Raw genomic sequence first — 18,682 nt, forward strand, 5'->3', positions numbered from 1 at the left:
CGGCCAAATGCGAGGCGCTTGCCGCAATACTCCCGCCCTTTGCAAAGGGTATTCAAAGTTTGCACGTCACGGCGGGCGCATGTTCGATACATCTGCGGCGGGCGGGAGAGCGCCTTGTCTCCTGCAGAGGGCAGAGGCGGAATCATTTGATCCATCTGCCCCTTTTGCCCTAAACGCGGGGCCATGGATCATTTTCTCTACCGCGACGGCGCGCTTTTCGCCGAAGACGTTCCCATCTCCGAGATCGCCGCGGCGGTGGGCACTCCGTTCTACGTCTATTCCACCGCAACTCTGCTGCGCCACTTCCGCCTGTTTGACGAGGCGCTGGAGGGCACTGAGCACCTGGTCTGCTATGCGATGAAGGCCGCCAGCAATCAGGCGATCCTAAAAACTCTGGCCGAGGCCGGGGCGGGCATGGATGTGGTCAGCCAGGGCGAATACCTGCGGGCCAAGGCCGCGGGGGTTCCGGGGGACAGGATTGTTTTTTCCGGCGTCGGCAAGACGGCAGAGGAAATCCGGGTGGCCCTGACCGGCGGCATCCGCCAGTTCAACGTCGAATCCGAGCCGGAAATGGAAGTGATCAGCGCCGTGGCGCTGGAGCTGGGCGCCGTGGCCCCCGTCACCATCCGGGTCAATCCGGATGTGGACGCCAAGACCCATGCCAAGATTGCCACCGGTAAATCCGAGAATAAGTTTGGTATCCCGATTGCCCGCGCGCGTGAGGTTTATGCCCGCGCTGCTGCGCTGCCGGGGCTTGAGGTGGTCGGGATCGACGTCCACATCGGCTCGCAACTGACCGATCTGGAACCGTTCCGGCTTGCCTATCAAAAGGTGGCGGAGCTGACGGAAACCCTGCGCGGCGAAGGCCACGATATCCGCCGCCTTGACCTGGGCGGCGGTCTGGGCATTCCTTACGAGCGTTCCAACACCGCGCCGCCCCTGCCGGTGGAATACGGCAAGATGGTCAAGGAGTCGCTGGGCCATCTGGGCTGCGAAATCGAGATTGAGCCGGGGCGGCTGATTGCCGGCAACGCGGGCCAGCTGGTGTCCAAGGTGATCTATGTGAAGTCGGGCGAGGGCCGTGATTTCCTGATCCTGGATGCAGCGATGAACGACCTGATCCGCCCGGCGATGTATGAGGCGCATCACGATATTGTGCCAGTGCAGGAGCCTGCGCCAGGTGCCGAGAGCCAGCCTTATGACATTGTCGGCCCTGTTTGCGAAACCGGCGATACCTTTGCCAAGCAGCGCGATCTGCCGCCTCTGGCGGCGGGCGATCTGGTGTCTTTCCGCAGTGCCGGTGCTTACGGCGCGGTGATGGCGAGCGAGTACAATTCGCGGCCTTTGATCCCCGAAGTGCTTGTGCATGGGGATCAATTTGCGGTTATTCGCCGGCGGCCGGACTATGAAGAGATGATAAACCGCGATACCATCCCGGAGTGGCTCTGACGCGATCCGGCGCGGGCCATCAGAACGTGAGGCCCGTATGTCCTTGTTCCGCCGAGATGACCGGCAGGCCGATCCGGTCCTGAAACGCCTGCGCTGGCCTGTGCTGCTGACGCAGGCCGGACTTGTGGCCGAACGGGCGATGCGGGGCTTCTGGCCGCTGGCCTCGGTGCTGATGACGGCGCTGGCGGCGCTGATGCTGGGCCTGCATCTGCTGCTGCCGGAAACAGCGGTTTGGGCCGCTTCAATTGCTATTGTTGTGAGTGCCGCAGCTGCCGCGGGCTGGGGTGCCTGGAGGTTCCGCTGGCCTGCCCGGGGCGAGGCTTTGGCGCGTCTGGACGAAACCCTGCCGGAGCGGCCGGTTGCAGCGATGCTGGACACCCAGGCGATCGGGGCAGAGGACGCCGCCTCGATCGCCTTGTGGAACGCGCATCAGCGCCGGATGGCTGAGGCCGCGGCACAGGCGCGGGCGCCTGCACCGGATCTGAACGTTGCCGCAGCGGACCCTTATGCGTTGCGATACGTTGCGGGGCTGTTTCTGGCGGTGGCGCTGCTGTTCGGGTCGATCTGGCAAGCAGTGTCGATCAAGGAGCTGGGAGCGGAGGGTACAGCCGTCCTCAGCGGACCGGCCTGGGAAGGCTGGGCAGAGCCGCCCGCCTATACCCGCCTGCCGGTTCTGTATTTGAACGATCAAGCCGGGGGTATCTTGAAGCTGCCGGAAGGCAGCCGCGTCACCCTGCGGTTCTATGGCGAGGCGGGGGTGCTCAACCTGTCGCAGAGCGTCACAGGCCAAAGCGCAGAACAGCCGCCGGACTTGGACGGTGCGATCGAATTCGACGTCAACCGCAGCGGCTCAGTTTCAATCGATGGCTCCGGCGGGCGCAGCTGGCAGGTGGAGGTGATCCCGGATCATCCGCCCAAAGTCGCGGTTGCGGGCCAGCCGGAGCTGGAAAATGACGGCTACACAACGCTGGCCTTTGCGGCCCGCGATGACTATGGCGTCGCCGCGGGTCAGGTCCGGATAGCATTGGATCTGGCTGCGGTGGAGCGGCGCCACGGGCTGGCGGCAGACCCCGACCCGCGCGAGGCGCTTGTGCTGGATCTGCCGCTGCCGCTGTCAGGCTCGCGCAAGGAATTCACCGAAAAGCTGATCGAAGATTTCGCCCGGCATGCTTGGGCCAACCTGCCGGTGGTCTTTACCTTTTCGGCGGTGGATGAGGCTGAGCAATCGGCCGCCGCTGCGGGCTTTGGCTCCGAGTTTGTCACGCGCCGTTTCTTTGACCCGCTGGCGGCTGCGGTGATCGAGCAGCGCCGGGATTTGTTGTGGGCGCGTGCAAATGCGCCGCGGGTGGCGCAGATCCTGCGCACCTTGTCGCACCGCCCCGAAGGCCTGTTCCGCGACTATGGCGGTTACCTGCGGCTGCGCACCATCCTGCGGCGGCTGGAAAGCTATACTGTGCAGGGCAGCATTCCCGAGCCGCAACAGGCGGAAATCACCGCAGCGCTGTGGGATCTTGCGATCCAGCTGGAAGAGGGTGACGTGGGCGACGCGCTGGAACGGATGCAGCGGGCGCAGGAACGGCTGAGCCAGGCCATGCGCGATGGCGCCAGCGATCAGGAGATCGCCCAATTGATGCAGGAGCTGCGCGAGGCGACCCAGGACTATATGCGCCAGCTGAGCCGGCAGGCAGAGGCGAACGGCGAGGTAATGGAGCCGGGCGAGATGCCCGAGGACATGATGACCCTCAGCCAGGATGACCTGCAAGCGATGATGGACCGCATCCAGGAGCTGATGGAGCAGGGCCGCATGGCCGAAGCTGAGCAGGCGCTGCGCGAGTTTCAGGAAATGATGGAAAACATGCGGATGACCCGCGCGCAGCAGGGGCAGGGCCAGGGCGACGAGGGCCGCCAGGCGATGGAGGGGTTGGGCGAAACCCTGCGGGAGCAGCAGGGGCTGTCTGATCAGGCCTTCCGCGACCTGCAGGAGCAGTTCAACCCCGGCGCCCGCAGCGGCGAGAGCCAGGGTAACGAAGGCCGTGACGGCGGTCTGGGCCGCGGCCAGAGCCATCAGGGCGGGCAGGGCGGTGACAGCGGCCAGGACGGACAAGGCAGTGATGGTGCGGACAGCCGCAATCCCGAAGGCTCCGGCCCTGATGGCCGCGAGCAGCTGGGCGCGGGCGGCTCGCTTGCAGACCGCCAGCAGTCCCTGCGCCGGCAATTGCAGCGCCAGCAAGAGGGATTGCCCTATCTGGACGGTGAGGCCGGCGATGCCGCCCGCGAAGCCCTGGACCGGGCGGGCCGTGCGATGGAGGGCGCAGAAGATGCACTGCGCGGCGGTGATATGGCCGAGGCGATTGACCAGCAGTCCGAGGCGATGGAAGCGCTGCGCGAAGGCATGCGCAACCTGGGCGAAGCGCTGGCGCAGCGCGAAGACGGCCAGCGCAATGGCCAGGGGCAACCTTCGGCCACGGCTGAGGGCGAGCGGTTGGACCCGCTGGGCCGCGGCAACGGATCGGTGGATGATGGCGGCAAGGTGGGAGAGGGCAATGCCTACCGCCGCGCCTGGAATTTGCTGGAGGACATCCGCCGCCGGGCAGGAGAGCGTGAGCGCAGCGAGCGGGAGCGTAATTACCTGCAACGGCTGCTGGACAGGTTCTGAAACCCGGCCGCCAGCGGCAACCGGATGTCTTAAATGCCAGGAAAAGGACGCTGACCGAACGGTGTTACGGGGGCGGCGTTACTGGGTGCTGGTCAGGGATCTGACCTGGCCATCCAGCCACAGCCGCATCTGATCCACCCAGCCGACATAACTGCTGAGCGCCGGATCCGCTTGCGGCAGTTTTTCCGAGATCAGCGGCGCGTTGTCATAGACCATGACCAGCATCAATGCGGCAATCACCGACAGTGAAAACCCGCGGGCAAAGCCGCTTTTGCGCCGCACCGGCAATTCTTCCGAGGCGGCCTGCGGTGCAGGGGCCGCACTGCCTGCAGAGCGCAAAGTTGAATTGATTTCTTCGATATCCGGCAGCAATTCCTTGCGCGAGCCGGTTTCAGCTGCGGCCAGCTGGCGCGGGTCTTCACCGCGGATGCGGGCCATCCGGTCGCGGGCCTGGCGGCTGCGGCGGGCGGCCTCGTCTTCCGGCGTTGCGGCTTCCTCGAGACCCAGATCAGGTTGCGTTTCCAGGCCGTGGCCCTCAGCCGCCCGCAGCGAGACTTCGCGCTCGGCCTCCTCGCGCAGGATATCGGACAAGGCAGGATCCAGAGCGCGGGTCCGCTGCGGCGCTGGCGGCGCCGGGGGGTCCTCGTCTGCGGCTTCCGTTTCATCCGCGCCCGGCTGACCGTCCGGATCATCCTCTACGCGGGTCTCCGGTGCGCCGGCTGCGGGCTCCGCCGGAACCTGCGGCTCCGGAACAGGTGCAGGGGGGGCGTCCGGGGTTTCGCCTGTGGTTTGGTCCGGGGTTTCCTCTGGGACATCCCCGGGCATGTCCGGCTCCGGGTGTTCTTCTGCTGCTTGCGAAAGTGCTTCGCCGTTTGCGCCCGTGTCCGGCGCGTCTTCCCCAGCGGTGCGTGCTGCAACAGCCCCCGCTGCCGCCTGAAACCAGGTCTGGCCGCAATTGGAACACTGCACATCCCGGCCTTCGTCGGGGATCACGTCCTCGGGAACTTCGTACTGGGCTGCACAATTCGGGCAGGTCAGGCGCATCATGCTCTCCTCGGCACCATCCTGCCGGCCAGCAGGCGGCAGGTTGTTTTTCAAGGGATTATATGCAGGCCGGCAGCCCGGTGAAAGGGTCAATTGCCGTCGCCGCCTCAGCCTGGCGGCGGCGGGGGTTTCCTGGCAACAGAGCCCCATTGAAACTGCTGGTCCCTTGGGGCAAAACACCAAAGCGCGCAATCTGCGGCGCAATCGGGGGGCAGCAGTGATCGAGCTGGAGAACGTGGGCTATAATTACGGCGGCGGCGAACTGCTGGACGGGGTGTCAGTGCAGCTGGCGCCAGGCTCTTTTCATTTCCTGACCGGCCCGTCCGGCGCGGGCAAGACGACGCTGCTGAAACTTTGCTATGGCGCGCTGATGCCGACCTCTGGCCGGGTGCGGGCCTTTAACATGGATGTAAAGGGGCTGGACCGCGATCAGATGGCCCATCTGCGCCGCCGCGTCGGGGTTGTGCACCAGGATTGCCGGTTCCTGGACCATTTGCCGGTGATCGAGAATATCGCCCTGCCGCTGCTGGTTTCCGGGCGGGAGCTGACGCATGAGGAACCCAACCTGCGCGAGCTCCTGAATTGGGTCGGCCTGTCCGAACGTGCCCATGCGCTGCCGCCGGAATTGTCGGGCGGTGAGCGGCAGCGGGCTGCGCTGGCCCGATCAGTCATCCTGTCGCCGGATGTGATTATCGCGGATGAACCGACGGGTAACGTGGACTGGGAAATGTCGCAGCGGCTGCTGCAGCTGCTGGTCGAGCTGAACCGGATGGGCAAGACCATTCTTGTGGCGACCCATGATCTGTCGCTGATCCGGGCGGCCAAGAACCAGGTGCAGGCCCGGGTGCTGCGGATCTCCAACCGTCAATTGCAGCTGGCGGGGGCGGACCTATGACCGAGGGCAAACTGCGCAGGCTGATCCTGGGTGATACCCAGGCCAACCGGGTGGTGCCGCCAAGCGGCTTTACCGCCCATTTGACATTGTTTGTTTCCGGCGCGATGGCCTTTCTTGCTGTCTTTGCGCTGGCGTTGTCGATGGCCTCCGGGCGGCTGGCAGACCAATGGGCCTCAGAGCTGGCGCGGGCTGCAACCCTGCGCATCAACGCGCCGGCAGAGCAACGCGCAGCACAGACCGAGGCGGCACTGGAGATTCTGCGCCAGACACCGGGTGTGGCCACCGCACGCGCGCTGTCGGGAGAGGAACAGGCGGCGCTGCTGGCGCCCTGGTTCGGCTCCAGCCTGCCGGTTGGCAGCCTGCCGCTGCCGCAGCTGATCGAAGTCACCGGCGAGGACCCCGGATATGACGCTGCCGGGCTGCGCCTGCGGCTGCAGGCCGAAGTGCCGGGCGCGGTTCTGGATGACCATACCCGCTGGCGTGCCCCGCTGGTCGATGCCGCCCGGTCGCTTCGCAGGCTGGCCTGGGTGTCGATCCTGCTGATCGGCAGCGCAACGGCGGCAATGATCACCCTGGCCGCCAATGCGGCCCTTGCCGCCAATGCGCAGGTGATCGAGGTTCTGCGGCTGGTCGGGGCGCTGGACAGCTATATCGCCCAGGCTTTTATACGCCGCTTTACTCTGCGCGCCTTAAGCGGCGCTGCAGCGGGGGTGGCCCTTGGCATGATTGGCGTCTGGCTGATGCCGGAAGCCTCGGATGAAGGCGGCTTCCTGACCGGTCTCGGCTTTCAGGGCTGGGGCTGGCTGGTACCGCTGGTGATCCCGGTACTGGGCGCGCTGGTGGCCTTTGCCGCCACCACCCGAGCCGCCACCAAACGTTTGGGAGCACTGTCGTGAAAAACCCGGTTCAATGGCTGCGTTCAGCTGTCTTTCTGCTGCAGATGTATCTGGCAATGCTGGTGCTGGGGCTATTGTTTGCTCCCTGGGCCGCGGTATCCCCCAAGGGTGCGCGCACGGCCTGTAAGTCTTATGCGCGCTGGGTCCTGTGGACCGCGCGCTGGATGGTTGGCATTCAGACCGAAGTCCGTGGCCAAGTGCCCTCTGATGAAGTGATTGTCGCCGCCAAGCATCAAAGTTTCCTGGATATCCTGATCATCTTCAACGCTGTACCCTCGGCCCGCTTCATCATGAAGCGCGAATTGATGTGGACCCCGGTGATCGGTGTTTATGCCAAACGTCTGGGCTGCGTGCCTGTCAACCGCGGCCGGCGCGGGTCGGCCATTGCCAAGATGGTCAAGGATGTCGCCGCGCAAAGCCGCGAGCCGGGCCAGCTGATCATCTATTCCCAAGGCACCCGCGTGGCCCCGGGCGACCGCAAGCCCTATAAGATAGGTACTGCAGTGCTGTATGAGGGGCTGAACCAGCCCTGCGTTCCGGCCGCCACCAATGTCGGCGTGTTCTGGCCGCGCAGCGGTATTTACCGCAAGCCGGGCCTTGCAGTGGTGGAGTTCCTGGAACCGATGCAACCGGGGAGCAGCCGGGACGAATTTATGGCGCAGTTGGAGATGCGGGTAGAAAGCCGGTCGGATGAACTGATGCGGGAAGCCGGGTTTGACCCGGGCGCGGCTGAGCAACGGGCCTGACCCGCCGGAGCGGTATGCTAGCCGGGGCCAAGAAAATTCGAATTTTCTTGGCAAAATTCTTTGAAGAATTTTTTGCCCGGCGGGTGCCGGGCGGGCTGTATCAGCGGAGGACTTCGCCTATCAGAACCTGCGGCTGGACGTCCGTAAAGTTCGGAATGTCGTCCAGAGCCGGCCCTGCTGCCTGCATCGCGGTATCCATGGCCGCCTGATCGGCAAAGGTCATCGTGGCGATGGCAAAAAACGGCGCCGGGACATCCGGCCCGCCCGCCAGCCCCTTGGTCACCACAATTGACTGCAGATGCGGCCCGATGTGCTGGTCGACAACCTTCATGTGGGTGTCCGCGTAATAGGCGTAGTCGAATTTTCTTCCGTCACTGACGGGGTAGATGACTTGTAAAGAAACGGCCATGGCGGTGCCTCCTGCGGGGTGAAATCGAGGCTCAGTAAAGAGCGGATCGCCAGCCGTGCCAATCGAAAAAGGGCAGCTGCGGCGAGCTGCCCTTTGATATGTTCGGTGACTTGCCAGGTTCAGCTGTGAATCGGCCCGTCGCCGCAGGCCAGGGCGGCCTCGCGCACCGCCTCGGAATAAGTCGGATGCGCGTGGCAGGTCAGCGCCACATCCTCGGCCGAGGCGCCGAATTCCATCGCCACGCACAGCTCGTGGATCATGTCGCCCGCGGCCGGACCGATGATCGCAGCGCCCAGGATGCGATCGGTTTCCTTGTCGGCGATGATCTTGACAAAACCGCCCTCGGCCTGGCCGACGGCCTTGGCCCGCGCATTACCCATGAACATGAATTTACCGGTCTTGATCTTGTGCCCTGCGGCCTTCAGCGCGTCCTCGGTGGCGCCCACGGTGGCCACTTCCGGCGTGGTGTAGACGACGCCCGGAATGACGCCGTAATTCACATGGCCATGCTTGCCCGCAATCACACTGGCAACTGCCATGCCCTCGTCCTCGGCCTTATGCGCCAGCATCGGGCCTTCGATCACGTCGCCGATGGCATAGACGCCGGGCACATTGGTGCGCCAGTGATCGTCTGTGGCGATCTGGCCGCGTTCAGTCAGTTTGACACCCAGCGCGTCCAGCCCCAAGCCTTCGCTGTAGGGCTTGCGCCCGGTGGCAACCAGCACCACATCGGCATCCAGTGTCACCTCATCGCCGCCTTTCTTGGACTGGTATTTGACCTTGGCCTTGGTCTTGGTGGTCTCCACTCCCTGCACCGCAGCGCCCAGGATGATGTTCAGCCCCTGCTTTTCCAGGATCCGCTTGAAGCTGCGCTGCACGTCCTTGTCCATCCCCGGACAGACCGCATCCATGTACTCCACCACGGTCACTTCCGAACCCAGACGGGCATAGACCGAGCCCAGCTCCAGCCCGATCACACCTGCGCCGATGACGGCCAGCTTCTTGGGGATCTTCGGCAGCTCCAGCGCGCCGGTGGAGGAGACCACGATCTTCTCGTCGATTTCGACTCCCGGAATGGAGGACGGCACCGAGCCGGTGGCGATCACGATATTCTTGGCCTCATGCACCGCGTCGCCGACCTGCACCTTGCCCGCCGCGGGGACCGAGGCCCAGCCCTTGATCCAGTCGATCTTGTTCTTCTTGAACAGGAATTCGATGCCGCCGGTATTCTGGGTGATGACCTCATCCTTGTAGGTCTTCATCTGGTCCCAATCGACCGACGGCGATTTGCCCTTGAGGCCCATATGGGCAAAGTTGTGCTCTGCCTCATGCAGCAGATGGGTCGAATGCAGCAATGCCTTGGACGGAATGCAGCCTACATTGAGACAGGTGCCGCCAAGGGTTTCGCGACCCTCGACCACAGCTGTCTTCAGTCCCAGCTGGGCGCAGCGGATGGCGCAGACATAGCCGCCGGGGCCGGCGCCGATTACGATGACGTCATATTGGGACATGGGTTGGTTTTCCTCTGTTCTCCCTGGTTCCGTTTGGCGGAACACGCATGAGGGGATAGTGGTCTTAGGATCAGACGGGGGTCAACATCTTGATCGAGATATTGGTGACCCCGTCGCGTTCAAGGTGCATAGCGAGCTCTTCCGAGCCGAAGAAGGCGCGCGCCTTCTCCAGATCAGTGATCGCGAACAGCGCCACGGCGTGGTTTGTGCGGTCCGGATCGCTCCAGACGTTCATGTCGGTGATGCCTGCGGCCTGGCGGTTGGCCTTGTCTTGCCGGAAAACGGTCAGCCAAGCGGTGAAATCGGCCACATCAGCCTGCCAGAGAACATGGGTTGCCATTGGAGTTACTCCTTTGTGTTTTCTGCAGGCAGAGTGCACTGCATTGGCAAGGGAGCGCTTTGATTCCACTCAATTAAGGCATGTTCTGTGGTCAGGTGTGCAGAAAGGGGGCGCTGCCCCCGGCCCTGACAGGCCTCCCCCGGAGTATTTCGGCAAAGGTGAATAATCATGCCGTAAGCACTCCCGCAAGCATCGCGGCAAGGCCGCTGGTGGCGATGAGCCAGATGGCGGTGCGCAGGTAGGGCACGCCGATGAGGTAGGCAGGCAGGTAGAGGACGCGGCCGCTGAGGTAGGTATAAATCCCGCCGGTGATCAGAGCGCTTTTGAGGCCACCCAGTTCCGCGACCAGCGCGAGGCTGATGAAGACAGGGGCGGTTTCCAGGAAGTTGGTGAAGGCCCGCCGTGCCCGGCCTGCGAGTGCGCTGCGGCTGACGGAGCTGTCGCGCGGGCCTGCGGTCCAGGCGTTGCCGACCGAGAGCTTCAAGAGGAAGCTGTCGCAGCTCACGTGGATCAGGGCGAGGATCGAGAGGCAGACAAGGCCCCAGAGCGGGAGGGTCATTGGGTTGAACTGCATTCAAGTTTGACACTTTTGACTTCTTCCCGGCGTCCATTGACGGCACTTATGATGCTGAAAACAGCTTTCCCAATCAAAAGTCCGGCACCAAATGTTGGTTCGCCTTTGTCCGGCCCCTCAGCTGTCACCCAACCCAACCAGTTAAATGCGATTGAGGTGAGCACCATCACAAAGAAAAAAAAGGGCACGACTACTAGGAAGAAACGCCTGTTGCGGAACTTGCCGGTCAGAAAGAGATGTGTTCCGCAGGTTCCGCAAAGGTGAAAATCGGTCCTATTCACACCCCTCCAAGGGTTTGTCCGCATCATAGCCAGCGTTGACTGAATGCGCCCGCAATCGGGGCACTTTATCCCGCACCAGCGCGCCCAATAGCTGGGACTTTCACCAATCTTGGGCGCGCTGATATTGTAGGGCTGGCAAGGCCTTCCCCTCAAAGGTTTAAAGATCCATCAGCAGACGCCGCGGATCCTCCAGCGCCTCCTTGACGCGGACCAGGAAGGTCACAGCGCCTTTGCCGTCGACAATCCGGTGGTCATAGCTCAGCGCCAGATACATCATCGGGCGGATTTCCACCTTGCCGCCCACGGCCATCGGACGGTCCTGGATCTTGTGCATGCCCAGGATGCCGGACTGCGGCGGGTTCAGGATCGGCGAGGACATCAGCGAGCCGTAGACGCCGCCGTTGGAGATGGTGAAGGTGCCGCCCTGCATTTCCGCCATCGACAGCTTGCCATCGCGGGCGCGGGCGCCTTTCTCGGCAATCGCCTTTTCGATCGCGGCAAAGGACATCGCATCGGCATCGCGGATCACTGGCACAACCAGGCCGGTCGGGGTGCCGGCGGCAACACCCATGTGCACGAAGTTCTTATAGACGATGTCGGTGCCGTCGATCTCGGCGTTGACTTCCGGAACCTCTTTCAGCGCATGGCAGCAGGCCTTGGTGAAGAAGGACATGAAGCCCAGTTTCACGCCGTGCTTCTTGAGGAACAGGTCCTTGTACTCGTTGCGCAGGGCCATCACCTCGGTCATGTCGACCTCGTTGTAGGTGGTCAGCATGGCGGCGGTGTTCTGGCTGTCCTTCAGGCGCTTGGCGATGGTCTGGCGCAGGCGGGTCATCTTTACCCGTTCCTCGCGCGCCGCATCATCTGCAGTGACCGGGCCGCGCACCTGGGCCGGTGCCGGCGCTGCCGGAGCGGCAGGCGGTGCGGCCTTGGCGGCGGCCACGGCAGCAGCAACGTCTTCCTTCATGATGCGCCCGTCACGGCCGCTGCCGCTGACTTGCGCCGCATTGAGGCCTGCCTCGGCCATCGCCTTTTCCGCGGAGGGGGCGTTGGCAATATCCTTGGACGCCGACGTGGTGGCGGCAGCCGGGTTCTGGGCGGCGGCAGGTGCGGAAGGGGCCGCGGAAGACCCGGCTGCGCCGCCAGCGATCACGCCCAGCTGCGCGGCAGCCTGGACGGTGGCACCCTCTGCGGCGATGATCTCGGTCAGCACGCCGGCAGCCGGGGCGGGCACCTCTACCGACACTTTGTCGGTTTCCAGTTCGCACAGCATTTCGTCCTGCGCGACGCTGTCGCCCACTTTTTTGAACCACGAAGAAACGGTGGCCTCGGAAACTGACTCGCCAAGCGCGGGAACCATGACCGGCACCGGTGCGCTATCGCCGCCGGAGGGCGCAGCAGCAGGAGCCGGTGCTGCGGCGGCAGGGGCAGCGGCAGCACCATTGGCCTCGGACAGGGTGGCCAGCAGTGCGTCGACGCCGACAGTCTGGCCTTCACCGGCGACGATCTCGCCCAGGGTGCCTGCGGCAGGCGAGGGCACTTCGACCGTCACCTTGTCAGTCTCCAGCTCGCAGAGCATTTCATCGGCATTGACGGAGTCGCCGGGTTTCTTGAACCAGGTGGCCACGGTGGCCTCGGTCACGGATTCGCCCAGGGTGGGTACGCGGACTTCGGTTGTCATGTCTCTTTATCCTCAGATGCTCAGCGCTTCGTTCACGAGGGCTGCTTGTTGGGCTTTGTGCTGGCTGGCCAGACCGGTTGCGGGCGAGGCCGAGGTGGCGCGGCCTGTATAGACGGGCCGGGTGTGCTTGGCCTTGATGCGGGTCAGCACCCATTCGATGTTGGGCTCAATGAAGCTCCAGGCGCCCTGATTCTTGGGCTCTTCCTGGCACCAGACCATTTCCGCCTGTTTAAAGCGTTCCAGCTCCTTGACCATGGAAATGGCCGGGAACGGATAGAACTGCTCCACCCGCATCAGATAAACATCGTCGATGCCGCGGGCATCGCGTTCTTCCAAGAGATCGTAATAGACCTTGCCCGAGCACATGACGACACGCTTGATCTTGTCATCCGCCACCAGTTGGGTGTCGGAGTTTCCGTGCTGGGCATCATCCCATAGCACCCGGTGGAAGCTGGAGCCGGTGGTGAACTCTTCCGCCTTGCTGACCGCCAGCTTGTGGCGCAGCAGCGACTTCGGAGTCATCATGATCAGCGGCTTGCGGAAGGTGCGGTGCAGCTGGCGGCGCAGGATGTGGAAATAGTTTGCAGGCGTGGTGCAGTTGGCCACAATCCAGTTGTCCTGGCCGCACATCTGCAGGAAGCGTTCCAGCCGGGCTGAGGAGTGCTCAGGACCCTGTCCCTCGAACCCGTGCGGCAGCAGGCAGACGAGGCCGGACATCCGCAGCCATTTGCTCTCGCCCGAGGAAATGAACTGGTCGAACATGATCTGGGCGCCGTTGGCAAAATCGCCGAACTGGGCTTCCCACAGGGTCAGCGCGTTGGGTTCCGCCAGCGAGTAGCCGTATTCAAAGCCCAGCACCGCATATTCCGACAGGGCGGAGTCGATCACGTCGTATTGCGACTGGCCCGCGCGGATGTTGTTGAGCGGGTAGTAGCGCTCCTCGGTCTCCTGATTGACGATGCCGGAATGGCGCTGCGAGAAGGTGCCGCGGGTGGCGTCCTGGCCGGCAAGGCGCACCGGGTAGCCTTCCAGCAGCAGCGAGCCAAAGGCCAGCGCTTCGCCCGTCGCCCAGTCAAAGCCCTGGCCGGTTTCAAACATCTTGCCGCGGGCATCCAGGAACCGGCCCACGGTGCGGTGCATCGGGAAACCATCGGGCACCCGGCTGAGCGAGGCGCCGATCTCAGACAGGGTTTCCGGCGCGATCGCGGTGCGGCCGCGCTGGTAATCGGCGTCTTTCTTGTCCAGATGCGACCAGCGCCCGTCCAGCCAGTCGGCCTTGTTGGGCTTGTAATTCTTGCCGGTCTCAAACTCTTCGTTCAGATGCGCCTGGAAGGCGGCCTTCATGTCCTCGATCTCGCCCTCGGGGATCAGACCATCCTTGACCAGCCGGTCAGTGTAGAGCGTCAGCGTGGTTTTGTGGCCCTTGATCTTTTTGTACATCAAGGGGTTCGTGAACATCGGCTCGTCGCCTTCGTTGTGACCGAACCGGCGGTAGCAGAAGATGTCGAGCACCACATCCTTGTGGAACTTCTGGCGGAACTCGGTGGCGACGCGGGCGGCATGCACAACCGCCTCGGGGTCGTCGCCGTTGACGTGGAAAATCGGCGCCTCAACCACCAGCGCATTGTCGGTGGGGTAGGGGGAGGAACGTGAAAAATGCGGCGCGGTGGTGAAGCCGATCTGGTTGTTCACCACGATATGCATGGTGCCGCCCGCCTTGTGGCCTTTGAGGCCCGACAGCGCAAAGCACTCCGCCACCACGCCCTGGCCGGCAAAAGCCGCGTCGCCATGCAGCAGGATCGGCAGCACCTTGCTGCGGTCGGTGTCGCCAAGCTGGTCCTGCTTGGCACGGACCTTGCCGATCACCACCGGGTTCACCGCCTCAAGGTGCGAGGGGTTGGCCGTCAGGCTGAGATGCACATTGTTGCCATCGAACGCGCGGTCGGACGACGCGCCAAGGTGGTATTTCACATCGCCGGAGCCATCCACGTCTTCGGGCTTAAAGCTGCCGCCCTGGAATTCGTTGAAGATGGCGCGGTAAGGTTTCTGCATCACATTGGCCAGAACCGACAGACGGCCGCGGTGCGGCATGCCGATCACGATGTCGCACACCCCCAGCGCACCGCCGCGTTTGATGATCTGTTCCATCGCCGGAATGAGGCTCTCGCCACCGTCCAGGCCGAACCGCTTGGTGCCGGTGTATTTGACGTGCAGGAATTTCTCGAATCCTTCGGCCTCGACCATCTTGTTGAGGATCGCCTTGCGGCCTTCGCGGGTAAAGGTGATTTCCTTGTTGTAACCCTCGATCCGCTCTTTCAGCCAGGCGGATTGCTCGGGATCGGAGATGTGCATGTACTGCAGCGCAAAGGTGCCGCAGTAGGTGCGCTTCACAATATCGACAATTTGCCGCATGGTGGCAACCTGCAGCCCCAGTACATTGTCGATGAAGATCGGCCGGTCCAAGTCGCCGTCGGTAAAGCCGTAGGTCTTGGGGTCCAGCTCCGGATGCGCCGCGGCGGCGCGCATGCCCAGCGGGTCAAGGTCGGCTGCCAGATGGCCCCGGATCCGGTAGGCACGGATCAGCATCAGGGCGCGGATCGAGTCCAGAACGGCACGTTGCACCTGATCATCGGTGACCTCAACGCCCTTGGCGGAAGCCTTGTCCCTGATCTTCTTGCCGGCACCCTTGGCCTCGGCCGGGGCCGGCCATTCGCCGGTCAGCGCGCCGGTGAGATCATCATCCAGCGCCGGCGGCCAGTCGTTGCGCGCCCAGGAGGGGCCCGCGGCCTCGGCCTTCACGTCCAGTTCGGCATCGCCCATCTGGCGGAAAAACTCGGCCCAGGCGGCATCCACCGCATTCGGGTCATTGGCGTATTGGGCATAAAGCTGCTCCAGATACTCCGCATTGTGCCCCTGCATGAAAGAGGAGGCGTGGAAGAGGTCGTTGGGGCTTTGTTCGGTCATCTTAGCCTCACAGGGTCGGGATTGTCTTGACGGTGAGCACCCAAGGGGAAGAGTTACTTCCCTCGGGTAAGAAGTCGGGAAACTGCATCAGGTTAATCTCAGCATGCAGCATGTCGTGTTCGGGTTTACGCCCGGTTGCCGAGTGGAACAGAGAGTTCAAAATGCTTGGGGATGTATCAATCTTGGCGGTGAAGTGCTCATAGTTTTTGGCCTTGGATGCGCCAAATCGCAGTTCTTGGTCTGACAAAAGAGCGGTTGCCCAGTTCTTCGGGATGTTTGCGACAGTACAGACGGGGAATGCACTTCTGCTCAAACTTGACAGGCCAAATTTAACGGGCATCCTTTGCCCGCCGTTAAACCACCAAAACGAACGCTCACGTTCTTCACTGTCCAACATTGCGAATTCACGAAACAACAAAGGTGGCTCTGTAGAGATCAGTTCCCCTTCGTTTCGTTCGTGAATCCTATCGTACCAACGTTTGGACACTGCATCGTCGGAGAAGAACTTGCCGAGGGCTTCCGAAGTCAGATTTTCAGGAGAAGAAAACGGTCCGGTCAACCCAGCATGCAATGATGCGGCTGCGAATTCGGTTTCGTCGTTTTGACGAAGCGGTTGTAGCGAAAGCTCATTCTGAAGACGTGCAACTGCCCCACGCTTCTCAAAGTCATAACTGGTCTCAAGAGCGCAGGCTGATACGAGGTTGACAAAGTCCTGATATTGAAGCGCTTCAGCTTTAACAGGTGAACTTAGTCCAAGAGCCAATAGGCACAGTCCCGCCCGGCGGCACCGCCGGGCAGCGCCCGTCCGCCCCCATGGGCGGGTGCTACGCACCCACCCGCGGACGGGCGCTGCCCTCAGTATGTCTGCCAGGCGGGGCATGCTTACTTGCCGATCGCTTTCAGAACCGCTTCGCCGAGGCCCGCCGGGCTTTCGGCGACCACGATGCCTGCGGATTTCATTGCTTCGATCTTATCGTCAGCACCGCCTTTGCCGCCGGCGACAATCGCGCCTGCGTGGCCCATACGGCGGCCCGGAGGCGCGGTGCGGCCTGCGATGAAGCCGGCAACCGGCTTGGAGCGGCCCTTCTTGGCTTCATCGGCCAGGAACTGCGCGGCTTCTTCCTCGGCGGAGCCGCCGATTTCGCCGATCATGATGATGCTTTCGGTCTCGTCATCGGCCAGGAACCATTCCAGCACGTCGATATGCTCGGTGCCTTTGATCGGGTCGCCGCCGATGCCGACGCAGGTCGACTGGCCGAGGCCCACATCGGTGGTCTGCTTCACCGCCTCATAGGTCAGGGTGCCGGAGCGGGAGACAACGCCAACCGAGCCGCGGCGGTGGATGTGGCCGGGCATGATGCCGATCTTGCAGGCGTCCGGGGTGATCACGCCGGGGCAGTTGGGGCCGATCAGGCGCGATTTGGAGGTTTCCAGCGCCCGCTTCACCCGCATCATGTCCAGCACCGGAATGCCTTCGGTGATGCAGACGATGACTTCCATTTCGGCGTCGATCGCCTCGAGGATGGAATCCGCGGCAAACGGCGGCGGCACGTAGATCACCGAGGCATTGGCTTCGGTCACATGCTTGGCTTCATGCACGGAATTGAAGACCGGCAGGTTCAGATGCGTCTGGCCGCCTTTGCCGGGGGTGACGCCGCCGACCATTTTGGTGCCATAGGCGATGGCCTGTTCAGAGTGGAAAGTACCCTGCGAGCCGGTGAAGCCCTGACAGATAACTTTGGTGTTTTCGTCGATGAGGACTGCCATGATGTCGGTTCCTTCAAGCGGTATGTGTCTGTTGGTTCTGCGGGGTGGCCAGGGAGCGGCCGTCGAAGCGGATTTTTTCGAGGGTGGCCCGCCCCAGGACCACACTGGGAAATACTCTGAAGCCGCCGCGGAATTCATAGATCCCGCGCCGGAGTTTCTGGCGGATCAGCGGCCAGCCCTTGGGGCGGTGGCGCGCCGGGCCGATGGCATGTTCGCCGGGGGCCTCGTTGCCCTGTTCGGCCAATGCGGGCTGGACCTGATAGACCTTGATGCTGCGCGCAGGCTTTGAGGCGTCAAAGTTAAACAGAAGATTGTCGAGCGTGATTTCAAACGGACGGCTGTCCAAGAGATGCTGCGCCGCCCGGCGGGAGACCGCATAGGCTGCACCGCCCGCGTGGCGCGACAGCATCTGGCGCACCTCGCGGCCCATGTGGGTAAAGCCATCCTTGCAAAGCGCCACCTGCAGCTTTTTGGCCCGCCAGCGTTCGAATTTGACGATACCGGCATCCTGCGGCCACCAGGACAGGTCGTTCAGCCAGGCGCCGGTGTCGGGCGACAGGAAGACGTCATCCTCCAGGATCAGCGCCACATCGGCGTCTGATGCCAAAAACGCCTCCCAGGCCTTGGCATGGCTGAGGGTGCAGGCCATGTCCTTGGTCTGGAAATAGCCCCAGTTGCCTTCTGGTGCGCATTGGTTCAGCATTTCCTCTCGGCTGACCTGGGTACTGTCCACCGCATCGATGCGCACAGCAGACAGCCCGGCCTGATCCAGCTCCCGCTGCATCAGCTCCGCCCGGCCTGTGGCCTGCTGCAAGCCTATGAGGTAGACGGCGGCTTTCACGAGGTGGCCCTTTCCGGCATGGATGGCTGGATGAGGCTGAGCCGTTGCCTGTTGATCTTCTTGGCGGGTGACACGTTTAGTACCTCACGGGGCCGTTGGTCCGGTAAAGCACCAGGGCGTAGTTGCTGTGATTGCCGCTTTCCACCGTACGCCGGGTTGCAACAATGCCATGCTGGTCGCCGGAGAGGACCCAAGCTTCCTCAAACCTGTGTTGCTTGAGCCGGTCTGCCGGAACCCGGACGGCTGACGGGAAGGCGGCCGCCACATAGCGGCGGACCCGCTCGGTCTGCCCGGTCCTGGAGTGCGCCTGAACCATGCATCCACGGCTGGACACAGCCACTGCCGGCCGCCGGTCATCAACAACATAAACGCGCCCGCCATTCCGCGCTCTGCGCCGCAGGGGCACATAGCTGGACGCGCGCAACAGCCGTTCTGCGGCCTGCGAGTCACGCGGTCCTTTGGTGCAGAATTTGTCAAAGGTTTTGACAAAGGCTGTTGGGCTGCTTTTCGGCACGATGTTACTGTCCTTGATGTTGGCAAGCTCGTAGGCATCCGGTCCCAGGTTCAGGCTGGCACAACCGGCGGTCAAAACCACCGCAAGCGCCGCAAGAATCTGGGCCGGCTTCAC

General features: G+C 63.1%; 17 protein-coding genes. 5 read left to right on the plus strand and 12 right to left on the minus strand.

The features are described from left to right. Positions 1-183: 183 nt before the first annotated feature. Both lysA and K3555_RS03590 read left to right on the plus strand, forming a co-directional pair. Complete coding sequence (gene lysA / locus K3555_RS03585) at positions 184-1,449, plus strand: diaminopimelate decarboxylase (protein ID WP_260007414.1); 1,266 nt, start codon at positions 184-186, stop codon at positions 1,447-1,449. 37 nt (positions 1,450-1,486) lie between these two features. Then, positions 1,487-4,105, plus strand: coding sequence for a TIGR02302 family protein (locus K3555_RS03590; protein ID WP_260007415.1), 2,619 nt, complete (start codon positions 1,487-1,489; stop codon positions 4,103-4,105). 78 nt (positions 4,106-4,183) lie between these two features. Here the strand turns inward: K3555_RS03590 and K3555_RS03595 are convergent, their stop codons facing one another. Beyond that, a complete protein-coding gene (locus K3555_RS03595; RefSeq protein WP_260007416.1) occupies positions 4,184-5,149 on the minus strand; it encodes a zinc-ribbon domain-containing protein in 966 nt (321 codons plus the stop codon). A gap of 217 nt (positions 5,150-5,366) precedes the next feature. Here K3555_RS03595 and K3555_RS03600 point away from each other — a divergent pair, with 217 nt between their 5' ends. The 3 genes from K3555_RS03600 to K3555_RS03610 are packed head-to-tail and all read left to right on the plus strand — an operon-like array spanning position 5,367 to position 7,686. Next, entirely contained in the window at positions 5,367-6,044 is a 678-nt protein-coding gene (locus K3555_RS03600) for a cell division ATP-binding protein FtsE (RefSeq protein WP_259990158.1), read from the plus strand. Next, positions 6,041-6,940 carry an ABC transporter permease gene (locus tag K3555_RS03605; RefSeq protein ID WP_259994683.1) on the plus strand — a complete coding sequence of 300 codons (900 nt, stop codon included), beginning with the start codon at positions 6,041-6,043 and terminating at the stop codon, positions 6,938-6,940. Before K3555_RS03600 ends, K3555_RS03605 begins: the two co-directional genes overlap by 4 nt. Next, complete coding sequence (locus tag K3555_RS03610) at positions 6,937-7,686, plus strand: 1-acyl-sn-glycerol-3-phosphate acyltransferase (RefSeq protein WP_260007417.1); 750 nt, start codon at positions 6,937-6,939, stop codon at positions 7,684-7,686. The genes K3555_RS03605 and K3555_RS03610 overlap by 4 nt, the downstream gene beginning before the upstream one ends. A 100-nt stretch (positions 7,687-7,786) precedes the next feature. Here K3555_RS03610 and K3555_RS03615 read toward each other — a convergent pair whose 3' ends face one another. From K3555_RS03615 to K3555_RS03665, 11 genes are all read right to left on the minus strand, one after another. Further along, positions 7,787-8,095, minus strand: a complete 309-nt coding sequence (locus K3555_RS03615; protein ID WP_259990163.1) for an EthD family reductase — start codon at positions 8,093-8,095, stop codon at positions 7,787-7,789. A 119-nt stretch (positions 8,096-8,214) separates the two neighbouring features. Next, a complete protein-coding gene (gene lpdA, locus K3555_RS03620) occupies positions 8,215-9,606 on the minus strand; it encodes a dihydrolipoyl dehydrogenase (RefSeq protein ID WP_260007419.1) in 1,392 nt (463 codons plus the stop codon). A 70-nt stretch (positions 9,607-9,676) separates the two neighbouring features. Continuing rightward, on the minus strand, positions 9,677-9,946 hold the full coding sequence (locus K3555_RS03625) for a hypothetical protein (RefSeq protein ID WP_260007420.1): 270 nt from the start codon (positions 9,944-9,946) through the stop codon (positions 9,677-9,679). Positions 9,947-10,112: 166 nt separating this feature from the next. Then, positions 10,113-10,505 carry an MAPEG family protein gene (locus K3555_RS03630; protein WP_260007421.1) on the minus strand — a complete coding sequence of 131 codons (393 nt, stop codon included), beginning with the start codon at positions 10,503-10,505 and terminating at the stop codon, positions 10,113-10,115. Next, the gene (locus K3555_RS03635) at positions 10,502-10,801 is read right to left on the minus strand and encodes a hypothetical protein (RefSeq protein ID WP_260007422.1); all 300 of its coding nucleotides are present in this window, start codon (positions 10,799-10,801) and stop codon (positions 10,502-10,504) included. Before K3555_RS03635 ends, K3555_RS03630 begins: the two co-directional genes overlap by 4 nt. 157 nt (positions 10,802-10,958) lie before the next feature. Further along, positions 10,959-12,482 (minus strand): 2-oxoglutarate dehydrogenase complex dihydrolipoyllysine-residue succinyltransferase, encoded by a 1,524-nt coding sequence (gene odhB / locus K3555_RS03640; RefSeq protein WP_260007423.1) that lies wholly within the window; start codon positions 12,480-12,482, stop codon positions 10,959-10,961. A 12-nt stretch (positions 12,483-12,494) separates the two neighbouring features. Beyond that, the gene (locus tag K3555_RS03645; RefSeq protein WP_260007424.1) at positions 12,495-15,446 is read right to left on the minus strand and encodes a 2-oxoglutarate dehydrogenase E1 component; all 2,952 of its coding nucleotides are present in this window, start codon (positions 15,444-15,446) and stop codon (positions 12,495-12,497) included. A 7-nt stretch (positions 15,447-15,453) separates the two neighbouring features. Further along, a complete protein-coding gene (locus K3555_RS03650) occupies positions 15,454-16,209 on the minus strand; it encodes a hypothetical protein (RefSeq protein ID WP_260007425.1) in 756 nt (251 codons plus the stop codon). A gap of 119 nt (positions 16,210-16,328) precedes the next feature. Continuing rightward, a complete protein-coding gene (sucD, locus tag K3555_RS03655) occupies positions 16,329-17,213 on the minus strand; it encodes a succinate--CoA ligase subunit alpha (protein ID WP_129369873.1) in 885 nt (294 codons plus the stop codon). Positions 17,214-17,226: 13 nt separating this feature from the next. After that, on the minus strand, positions 17,227-18,054 hold the full coding sequence (locus K3555_RS03660; protein WP_260007426.1) for a glycosyltransferase family 25 protein: 828 nt from the start codon (positions 18,052-18,054) through the stop codon (positions 17,227-17,229). A gap of 76 nt (positions 18,055-18,130) precedes the next feature. Then, entirely contained in the window at positions 18,131-18,682 is a 552-nt protein-coding gene (locus K3555_RS03665; protein WP_260007427.1) for a hypothetical protein, read from the minus strand.

The sequence above is a fragment of the Leisingera sp. M527 genome, from assembly GCF_025141525.1.
In the GTDB taxonomy this organism is placed as follows: Bacteria; Pseudomonadota; Alphaproteobacteria; order Rhodobacterales; family Rhodobacteraceae; genus Leisingera.